Origin of the sequence: Bacillus sp. HY001, assembly GCF_007558965.1 — a bacterium.
In the GTDB taxonomy this organism is placed as follows: Bacteria; Bacillota; Bacilli; order Bacillales; family Bacillaceae_G; genus Bacillus_A; species Bacillus_A mobilis.
Window position 1 is genome coordinate 1 of sequence record NZ_VLTE01000108.1, and the last position, 9,688, is coordinate 9,688.

Consider the following 9,688-nt stretch of genomic DNA (forward strand, 5'->3'; position numbering starts at 1 on the left):
AATTTAGTAGATAAATATACAAGTGCATTTGATGAAAAACGCAGTCCTCATAAACTACGACATACCTATGCTACAAATCATTATAAAGAAAATAAGGACCTAGTATTATTACGCGATCAACTTGGCCATACCTCTGTTGAGGTGACTAGTATTTATACAAATATTAATAACGAGAAGAAACGTGAAGCTATTGATCGATTAGAAAAAAGACAATTTGAATAAAAACAGGATACTTCCTTAAGGAAGTATCCTGTTTTTTTACTGTTGAATTTATTACTCTACGATAAAAATCTTACCAGCCTGAAACACCAGTTAATACAGCTTGATTGGCTGAATTACATTTATTGTACACTTCCCAATAAGCATCTACAATCCAACCCTTTTTATATTCTCTATCAGCTGAAAACGCCGCATATAGTGCTGTGCCTAAATTCACTAATTCGAATTGAGATGCTGACTCAATATTCTTGACTCGTTCTTGTAAATTAGCTGAAAAGCTTCAATATCCTTTTGTGATGTTAACTGTTGAATTTGTTGGTATAAGTAATTTGAAAGCCCCTTAGCAGGTATATTATTTGATAATGCACTTAAAATCTTTTCAAGTAAACTCTTTTTCATCCTTGTTCCGCCCCATTTCAATTTATGTAAACTAAACGTATTAAATTTTTATATAATACATTATATCATTATATTATGTATTATATATGTAACCGCGATAAATCACCGTTCAAATTTTCTATCCCCCCTTAACTAAATAAAGGTGAAATTTTCATATTCACTTAGAGCAATTGCCCTTAATCCCAACCACTTTTTCTCTTTTCTTGTTCTATTGTTATACGTTCTTTATATTCATAAGCCTTTATTTCATTACCTACATCAATTTGGTTAAAAACATCACTTTTCACGTCTATAATTCGCATCTTTTCATGTGCATATAACGTAATAAGGTGTTTGTCTGGAGAACCTGTATCACCCATAAGAGGATTTCCAGGATCGCCTTCGATAAATTTTTTATCAATAACCTTCGCCTGTACTAACCTTCCTTTTTTTACTGTCTCTTCTTCAATTTCATATTCTGTCATAGCTGACTGTATTGCTGGAAAAACAAACCACACAATTATAATTGTAATAATAGTTACAAAAAAACACACTATAACATTTGCATTGGTTTTTTCATTAGATTTATGCATTATATTTATCCCTTCCCAGTTATGAAAATCACTTCTCTCTTACTTCTACAATTCTTTCTTTACTGAGTTAAATTGCTTCTTCTTCACTTATAACTTATTAATATTCATCTCGACACTCCTCCTTTCAGAGCGTTAATTGTAAAATAATCTATAAATTAATTATATAATTTATATATAACAATTATAAACTTTTGTTTATAACTATCCAAAAATGAAAAGAAGGTACCACATGCCAGCAACTTCTTTTCAAATGCCTTTTATAAACTAACGAATCGGTATTACCCTATTAAGAAATCTATATATAATTCAAAACCTTGCACTAAAAAAATTGGCATACAAATAAAAATTAATCCTAAAATAGATTTGAAAATGTACATATCAAGCGGAACTTCTTTTGTATAAGAATAAACATAACCTTTTATCGCAACAATTATTGTGAAAATGAATGTCGCAATACCTACACCAATAGTTAAAAGTAATACAATTAGTGGGGGCATTGAACCTCCTATACTTAAGATACTATTACCCATATAATAATTTAATGTAAATATGGTCTCCCATAATAAACAAATGAATGTAGGTAAATGGTATAAACCATTAGATTTCTCCATTTTTGAATTAGGGTCCTTAGAGATTAGAATTGCATTTTCAAGTAAATGATTCAAACTCATCATTTAGCCTCCTTTATATGTTAAACATCTAACAAATTCTTAAATACATTTTTGTTTTTTTAAATTCCTTATTACTGTAAGTATTAGTCTCTAGCAAACTATTTCAATTTAAAATTCATTTTCACTTATACCCCTCACTACTTATGCACATTAACAATTATACTCCCTATTAAATCTTATAATCATTATTTATCCTTAACCCTTTTCTATCCTTGATTATAAAATGATACCCATATAAATTATATAATTTATATATACGAAAAACAACAATGAACTTAATGAAGTTTATTGTTGCTTTGTTCTATAATAAACAAATTAACTTTTTATTCAGAATTTTATTGATAAATATGTTAAAATCACTTAATAAATCCTACTTTTCTGCTATGATGGTAATAAATAGGATACTCTATAGGATGGGGGAATATATGATGATTGTTTCAACTAATGGAAACAATGAAATTACAAAGCTACTAAACGATTGGTATCTTGAAATCCGCTCAAGACGTATAGGTAATGCTCATCAATTAAAAGAAATAATTGATACTAAGATTCATAGTATTGAAGAGGATCAGAATTTATTGCTCTACTACTCACTACTAGATTTTAGATATCAATTTGTAATTGATAATTTAAGCGTTTCAAAAAGCAGTTTTGACAAAGTTGAAGCTTTTGATATGCCTACAGATAATTTCTTAGCTTATTATTATCACTTTTTCAAAGGAATTCATGCCTCTACTATTGGAGAATATCAAATCGCAAAAGAGAGTTATGAAAACGCAGAAAAACTTTTAGACTGCATTCCTGATGAATTGGAAAAAGCGGAATTTTATTATAAAGTTGGAGCTTTTCATTATGATATATATCAAGGGCTCTTATCTTATCAAAAAGTATCAGAGGCAAGGGAAATCTTTGCTCAACATGCTGGGTATGAGATTAATGTCGCTTTTTGTGATAACCTTATAGGCTTAGCTTGTACTCATTTGAGAGAATGGGAACTCGCTGAAGAATATTTCACGAAAGCAATGGATATGTTCCAAAAAATAGACGAAGAGCAATTTATTTTAATGGTGCGTCAAAATTTAGGGTTAATGTATGCTACTCAAAACCTTTCGCCATTAGCTATTAGATATCTTTCAGAAGTAAATCAAAAAATGCCTAACAATTATAAAGCATTATTTATTGAGGCAAGGGAACATATGAAAGAAGGAAATCACTCCGTTGCAAAAGATCTCATAGCAAAAGGACATTCCGTTTGTGAAGAGGTTGAAAATATAGAGTATCTGCACCATTTTAAAATATTAGATACAATGAATGGAGATTTTCCTGCCGAAGCACTTGAAAGGACAGTGTTAGAAGGCGTATCATATTTTAAAGAGCAAGAACTTTTCGAATACATTAAAGAGTATGAAGAATGCCTTGCTACTGCATTTTATAAAGAAAATAATCATGTTAAAGCAAGTCATTATTTCTATTCATGTTCTCAAGCAGGAAAAAAAGCTTTTGAGAAGGAGGCATTAAAATGAAAAAAACAATTTTCGGTTTAGTTGGTGTAATTACTATTTTTACTTTAATGTTTGGTGCCCAATCCCCTACAGAAACACATAAAGCTATTGATGTTGTTCAATATGCACACGGAAATCATGGTGGTTAAGGTTGTAATTTAATTCAACGAGGGTAAAATTGTACAATATGCTCACGGATATACTGGCGGATGATAAAAAAACAAGGGTCTTCACTTCATTGTGAGGACTTTTGTTTTTTATCCCTCCCATATAATAACTATTTTTAAAAAGGAGAAAACTATTAATGCATACACAAGAAGGTTTTTACAAAAAATTAATAGAGGAACAAAGAGTAGTAACAGTATTCCTAATAAACGGTGTTAGAGTACCTGGAATCATTATGGCTACGGATAAATTTTCAGTACTGATCTCCAATAATGGTAAACAACAATTCCTTTATAAGCAGGCGATTTCAACGGTTGCTATTTAAATGATTTTGAACTCCGGTGTTTCGTTATTTATATGTTCAACTTTAAAAGTGAATTTGAATTATCTTAATGTACGAAGCAACAAAAAAAGAATCCTTAATAAAAGGATTCAACCCAGGAAAATATAAAGAGAGATACATAAATAAAAAGAATTACTTATATTATAATATAAAAACAAACGAAACATATTGAGAAACAAAAACAAGATTTTATATTCTTACTATTAAATATAAAATGATAATGAGTCATACACAACTGCTCTTTAATCCTTTTAAAAGAACCATTTATCATGTAGGGGATTCTTTTACTTTATATAGATTGTTCTTGTTATAACAATTGTATTTATATAAAATGTACATGTGACTATTTTTAGTTTCTATATCTATCTACCTAAATTTGGCCTGTGTATACAGGCTTTTTTTATTTGATATAGAAGAAAAATATTTGCTATACTAAATTCGCACAATAAATGCAAAATCACAAATGAAATAGGGGCAGCCTGGCATAACTGCCCCTATTTCATTTGTATCCTCATAGTTTCCTTTATAAATCTAGTGAATTACATTTCTTCTTGTGTGTTTTTACCCTTATTCCAGGGTTTTTTGCCCAATCGATAATATCTCTTTTTTTGTCCACTAGTATCAGCAGACAAAACACAGCTGTATTTTTATATCTTCACTTATATATTGTATTAATTTAAGAAGATTAAATTGTTACTTTCGAAAATAACGAAACCTTTTAATCTCCTAGCTAATATAGTGCATATTAATAAAAAAGAATACAGTTATATAATCTGCATTCTTCTTTATTAAGTCTAATATCTAAGTAATTTAGCCTACATGTTTACTCAATTTAAATTTTGTACTGCATTGAATACATAATACAATATTATTCGATTCAATTATCAAATCACTTTTACAGTCTTCGCATTTTAATTTAAGTATCTCTGTCCCTGTATAAATCCACTCTGGTGTTACATCTCCTATAAGTGCAAGCTGCTGGACAATTTCTATCGATGGTAAGCTTAGACCTCTAATCCATGAATTTACTGTCCCTTTTGGAATCGATAACCCTTTTTTATTTTTAAGTTTTGCTCCTAATTCAACAAGGCTTAAAGGCGGGATATGAGAACTTTTAATCTGTTCAATTCGTTTTCCAATTGCTTTTTTATCTAGCATTAATTAATCACCGACTTTACTTATTTCTAACCCAAATACATTTAAGTGGATTACTACTTGTCACTCTCATAATTAACAATAAATACATTAACACTATATTTTTGGAACTTCTCGCATTCTTCTTTAATAAATGCTATACATTTCTCTTTCTTATATCCACCGGATCCACTTCCTATTAGCGGAATTGCTATTGACTTATAGTTCTCTTTAATTAATAATTGCAAAGCGTTTCTAGTAGACTCCCTAATTGAATACTCTGAAGCTTTCCAAAATGCATTTATACCAGCGACGTGTATGATAGCTTTACAATCTAAAAATCCAGACGAAGTAATAACTGCCTCTCCTATTTTTAAGGGACCTTTTCTCCTTACTTCTTCATACACGCTCTTACCAGCCTTTTTAAATATTGTTCTCGAAACACCTGAAGCAATTAATAAAAATCCTGGTATGAAGTTTCTATTCCAAGCGTTAACTATTACATCTACTTTATCGCAATAATTTGTAATATCACCATTTTCTATGAAGACCCTCAATTTATAACCACCCTTCGACTTTAGTAGTAATCTATAAAATCAGTTGAGACTGTGCCTGTTTTTTATGTATTATTATAAACATCTAAAAAGATATAATGATTTAATTAAAAACCACCACAGTCTCCTCCACCATCACCAGAAGAGCCACATCCCAAGCTAGTAGTATCGTTTTGGAATGCTGAAGTTGTTGTAGCAACGCTTAGTGCTACACCTAATGCAACTTGTGTCGTATTACTTGTATCATCATTAGATACAATTTTCTTTTTCTTTATCTCTGCGTTTCCTTGTTTTCTAGATTCAGTGTTTGTAGGCTGAGAAGAATTAATAATGACGTTGCTATTTTGATTAAATACACGTCTCTTACTCTCTTCATCTACTTTATTTCCATCACTTTTACTTCGTTTATTCACATAAACAGCAGCGCTCGTTGTTCCTGTTCCATTTTTATTGAATTCATTAGTAGTGTCAAAATTGTTTTCTTGTAAATTTACTATTTTTCTCTTCAAATCGAAAATTACATTTCTCACAATTAATGTTCCCGCTACATTATAAATAAGAAAACAAGTGTCAAATAACAAGATTCCTGAAATATACAACTGATCAAACAATTCCCTGCCGAAATATAATAAGATAACTAACATGATTTGAACGCTTCCGAAAAATACCCATGTTCCTTTTATTTCTCTTTTTAAACGACTAATTTCTTCATTTATAGTTTCTATATGAATTTCGTTATATGTTTTTAATTTCATACAATCACCCCATTAATATATTTCTATAAATTTAACACGCTCACAATTTGACATGCTTTAGAGTTAGCAATATAGTAGTACATCTCTAACCCTCTTCTTTCAGAACGCAAAATTTTCCCGCGCATTTTAGATAAATGCTGAGATACGGTAGATTGAGGGACATCTAATAGCTCTGTTAATTGTGTTACATTACAAATTTTGCGGTGTTCTAGCTCCTTCACGATTTGTAATCTAACTGGATGGGCCATAATCTTTAATAATTCTACATCCGCCTCTGGGATCTTGTACATTTCATTACTTGCTTGCATAGTTGTCATTTTAATTTCTCCTTTTATAATTTCTTTTTGTTTTAATTATCTATTTTTAAGTATGTTTTTTTACTTGATTACATTGTTCATAACTGTTATATTGTTTGTTCTTTTGTCTCTGTATCAGATTTAATATATAGAAGTATTATGATGGCTAAAAATCCAATAAAAGATAGCATAGGTATTGAGATGAAACCGAATAAATTTAAGTAATCCTCTGTACAAGAAACTCCTACTGAACAAGTCTTCATCTCCCTAATAGGAAACGCTTGAATTGTAATTTGATATACAGATAAAATCAAACCCATACACGCAAATGGAAATGCATACGTGCTGACATGCGGATCTCTTCTATACATTCCTATCCCCAATATAAATACTAATGGATACATGGCCATTCTTTGGTACCAGCACAAATCACATGGCGGCAGCTTCATCCATTCACTAAAAAACAAACTAATTAACATTGCACTAGTAGCTATCGTCCAAGCAAATGCAATGTGGTACTTACGAATCCATTCCATTTTACGTTCTCCTCACACGAGTTTAGTTGCATTAAAGGGTTTTAAATAAGGATGTGATATTATCTCAATTATCTATTTAGAATGTCACTAACTTATTTCCGTATTTGGAATAACCGGTTTCAATGGATAGTATCCAATCATTTAGATCTTCCCAGTCATACCCCTTATCTTTCAACTCTGGTGGAAAGCGATTCTCAAAATTGTCACGCATTCCATACATGGTTTCTAATGCTTTTTCTAGTGGGCCGAATCTATATACAATATGTGTTTTCACTCGTTTGTTTTTCTTTTCTGCTACAGCCAAATATACATATCGTCTTTCCTTTGCTAAAACAAACTTCAAGAACCCTGGCATTTGACTCATCTAAAACATTCTCCTTTCGGTTTTCCTTACCCCTTTCTTTTGTATGCGAGTAAGGAAAACAAGCGCTTTTGCCGTATTAATTTAAGAGATGTTTCATTTTTTTGCTTTGAAAATATAAGAACACACTCATCATGACAATATTTATTGCACCAGCTGCAGCTCCAATTTTTGATATAACATATACATATTCATTACCACTAAATGGAAATAGACTCAAAAAAATAAAGAAAGTAGAAATAAAAAAAGATAAGAGCATGTTTCTTTTGTTCCCATTCATTCAGGAAACCTCCTTTTTGAATAAGTATTGATATTAAGCTGCATCATTACGGTTATAATGCCGGTTCTTTTCATCTACAAATCCTTTAATGCTCCACACGCCAGCTTTCGATTCTTTTGCTTTGTTTTCTGCTTCTAGCATTTCAGGTAGAAATGTAGTATTGGGTCTAGAAATATAGGCTATAATCCCATAACCCGACTTGACCATTAATTCGTTGATGTGTATTCCATCACAAAATACATACGCCAATTTTCTACCGAATTTGTCTTCTTTTGGTCCCCGATCATAAACTAAGGTTACCTTTTTCCCTTCTAGCTGTTTCTTTAAAAAAGAAGAGGCTTCTTTCCCCATCTTTTGTGGTGGAATTTTTTGAGATACAGACTCAGGGGTATCTAATAACAGTAACCTTACCGTCTGTTTCTGCCCCTTTACATTCACGTCTATCGTATCTCCGTCCTTTATATGTAATACCTTTCCTTTAACAGTCTCTAAGCCCCTTATTTTCCCCTTATAAGCTTCTGGAATATCAACAATACCTTTCCCTTCCACGTGCTGTTGTATCCCGTTTTGTACTGCTTGGGCAGGTCTTGAATCATTTTTTGTTTGCGTCGAATTGCTGCATGCTGCAATTTGAAATACGAATGATGTTATACAAATAGCCTTAATCCATTTTTTCATATCGAAATTTCTTCCTCCTAATCAAAATACGTAAATAGCTGCGTCTAATAAACAAACGGACTCTCTATTGTATTTACTTCTCGATTATTACAACATAGGCAAAACTGTATCCATTTTGGATAATCATTATAAAGCGCTCTAAATGAGCGTTTCTTGCAATTTGGACATATTGAAACTATATTTTCTTCATTCTCTTCCTGACTTTTCAATTTTTCAAAAGAAACATTAGTAGATGCTATACTAGTGGTACACAATATATATCCCCCTTTTGAGTCTTGAAATTTCAAAAACAAATAAAAAAGGACACACCTATGGCATATGTATGCGTAGGTGTGTCCTTTTGCAAGATAGTTTTAGAAGTATTTTGTTACTTTTATCATATCATAGTTCTAATTAATTTTATATATGAAATTTAAGATTTTGCGATATTATTTCTTCTTCTCATATATAAACGAGACTCTCTTCTGTGAAGAGTCATATGTTAATTTCGCATCGAATGATTTCCCTGTTTTTTTCGATATAAATCCTTTTATTGTATCCGTCATATTCTTTTCTAATAATTTTTTTATTTGACTAGCTGTAATTCTTTTTTCAAGTATCATTCCTGAAACAATGAAATCACAGCCCTTCTTGTATTGTTCGCATAGATAGTTTGTTTTCCCTATTATGACTCTACTCTGGCATAATGGGCATTTACCTACTGTACGATCATCTGTAGTTGGAAATTCAAAACAAATACTAAGATCCGGGTTTAATCGAATCGCAGCTGTGAATTCTCCTTTTCCCCCACTAAAACCACTAATGAAGTCTGTTACATTGTTATTAACTAGCTTTTTAATCTGGCTATCGGATAATTTCTTGCCTTTAATTTTAGCCGGCAACATAAAATCGCATCCGTTTTGATATTCTGAGCACCCAAAAAACGTTTTACGGTTTAAGATTTGTCCTTTTTGACACTTTGGACACTGACCTAGCGATAATTCTTCAACTGAAGGTAAATTAAAGCTGACTTCACCGTTAAAAAATGCTAGATAAGCAGAAAACTCTTTGCCATTAGATTTAAATCCTTTTATAATGTCCGTTTTATTTTCTTCAAACAGTTTTTTAATTTGTGCTGCAGGAATTGTTTTTTCTTTTATTCTTTTGGGTAATCCAATGTTACAGTTTGGATGATTGCTACACCCGAAAAATTTCCCTCTATCTAAAATTATTCCATTTCCACA

16 protein-coding genes are annotated in these 9,688 nt (G+C 31.1%); 4 read left to right on the top strand and 12 right to left on the bottom strand.

The window, feature by feature from the left end; genetic code table 11:
* Nucleotides 1-222 (top strand): tyrosine-type recombinase/integrase (locus tag FOT98_RS28270; protein ID WP_144291194.1); only part of this gene is annotated, 222 nt, incomplete at its 5' end.
* 70 nt (nucleotides 223-292) lie between these two features.
* On the opposite strand, the gene FOT98_RS32600 is transcribed toward FOT98_RS28270, so the two are convergent.
* From FOT98_RS32600 to FOT98_RS28280, 3 genes are all read right to left on the bottom strand, one after another.
* Nucleotides 293-436, bottom strand: a complete 144-nt coding sequence (locus FOT98_RS32600) for a hypothetical protein (protein ID WP_002018033.1) — start codon at nucleotides 434-436, stop codon at nucleotides 293-295.
* Between the two features lie 358 nt (nucleotides 437-794).
* Complete coding sequence (locus FOT98_RS28275) at nucleotides 795-1,190, bottom strand: hypothetical protein (RefSeq protein WP_000549612.1); 396 nt, start codon at nucleotides 1,188-1,190, stop codon at nucleotides 795-797.
* Between the two features lie 278 nt (nucleotides 1,191-1,468).
* A complete protein-coding gene (locus tag FOT98_RS28280; protein WP_000055814.1) occupies nucleotides 1,469-1,861 on the bottom strand; it encodes a hypothetical protein in 393 nt (130 codons plus the stop codon).
* 428 nt (nucleotides 1,862-2,289) lie between these two features.
* On the opposite strand from FOT98_RS28280, the gene FOT98_RS28285 reads away from it, so the two are divergent.
* The 3 genes from FOT98_RS28285 (at nucleotide 2,290) to hfq (ending at nucleotide 3,853) form a co-directional block, all read left to right on the top strand.
* A complete protein-coding gene (locus FOT98_RS28285) occupies nucleotides 2,290-3,384 on the top strand; it encodes a Rap family tetratricopeptide repeat protein (RefSeq protein ID WP_000637333.1) in 1,095 nt (364 codons plus the stop codon).
* On the top strand, nucleotides 3,381-3,512 hold the full coding sequence (locus tag FOT98_RS28290) for a hypothetical protein (RefSeq protein ID WP_000750880.1): 132 nt from the start codon (nucleotides 3,381-3,383) through the stop codon (nucleotides 3,510-3,512). The genes FOT98_RS28285 and FOT98_RS28290 overlap by 4 nt, the downstream gene beginning before the upstream one ends.
* Nucleotides 3,513-3,667: 155 nt before the next feature.
* Nucleotides 3,668-3,853, top strand: a complete 186-nt coding sequence (gene hfq, locus FOT98_RS28295; protein WP_000557405.1) for an RNA chaperone Hfq — start codon at nucleotides 3,668-3,670, stop codon at nucleotides 3,851-3,853.
* A gap of 828 nt (nucleotides 3,854-4,681) precedes the next feature.
* Here hfq and FOT98_RS28300 read toward each other — a convergent pair.
* From FOT98_RS28300 to FOT98_RS28345, 9 genes are all read right to left on the bottom strand, one after another.
* Entirely contained in the window at nucleotides 4,682-5,029 is a 348-nt protein-coding gene (locus tag FOT98_RS28300) for a helix-turn-helix domain-containing protein (RefSeq protein ID WP_000884658.1), read from the bottom strand.
* 53 nt (nucleotides 5,030-5,082) lie between these two features.
* Nucleotides 5,083-5,562: a macro domain-containing protein gene (locus FOT98_RS28305; RefSeq protein WP_001263216.1), complete on the bottom strand. Its 480-nt coding sequence runs from the start codon at nucleotides 5,560-5,562 to the stop codon at nucleotides 5,083-5,085.
* 104 nt (nucleotides 5,563-5,666) lie between these two features.
* A complete protein-coding gene (locus tag FOT98_RS28310) occupies nucleotides 5,667-6,314 on the bottom strand; it encodes a hypothetical protein (RefSeq protein ID WP_000770066.1) in 648 nt (215 codons plus the stop codon).
* 23 nt (nucleotides 6,315-6,337) lie between these two features.
* A complete protein-coding gene (locus FOT98_RS28315) occupies nucleotides 6,338-6,631 on the bottom strand; it encodes an ArsR/SmtB family transcription factor (RefSeq protein ID WP_000210388.1) in 294 nt (97 codons plus the stop codon).
* 86 nt (nucleotides 6,632-6,717) lie between these two features.
* Complete coding sequence (locus FOT98_RS28320) at nucleotides 6,718-7,146, bottom strand: disulfide oxidoreductase (protein WP_000454804.1); 429 nt, start codon at nucleotides 7,144-7,146, stop codon at nucleotides 6,718-6,720.
* Between the two features lie 76 nt (nucleotides 7,147-7,222).
* The gene (locus FOT98_RS28325) at nucleotides 7,223-7,510 is read right to left on the bottom strand and encodes a hypothetical protein (protein ID WP_000081049.1); all 288 of its coding nucleotides are present in this window, start codon (nucleotides 7,508-7,510) and stop codon (nucleotides 7,223-7,225) included.
* Between the two features lie 76 nt (nucleotides 7,511-7,586).
* Nucleotides 7,587-7,787: a hypothetical protein gene (locus FOT98_RS28330; RefSeq protein ID WP_001014122.1), complete on the bottom strand. Its 201-nt coding sequence runs from the start codon at nucleotides 7,785-7,787 to the stop codon at nucleotides 7,587-7,589.
* Between the two features lie 33 nt (nucleotides 7,788-7,820).
* A complete protein-coding gene (locus FOT98_RS28335) occupies nucleotides 7,821-8,465 on the bottom strand; it encodes a thermonuclease family protein (RefSeq protein WP_000758800.1) in 645 nt (214 codons plus the stop codon).
* A 428-nt stretch (nucleotides 8,466-8,893) separates the two neighbouring features.
* The coding region (locus FOT98_RS28345; RefSeq protein ID WP_260851145.1) for a topoisomerase C-terminal repeat-containing protein at nucleotides 8,894-9,688 on the bottom strand (795 nt) is incomplete at its 5' end.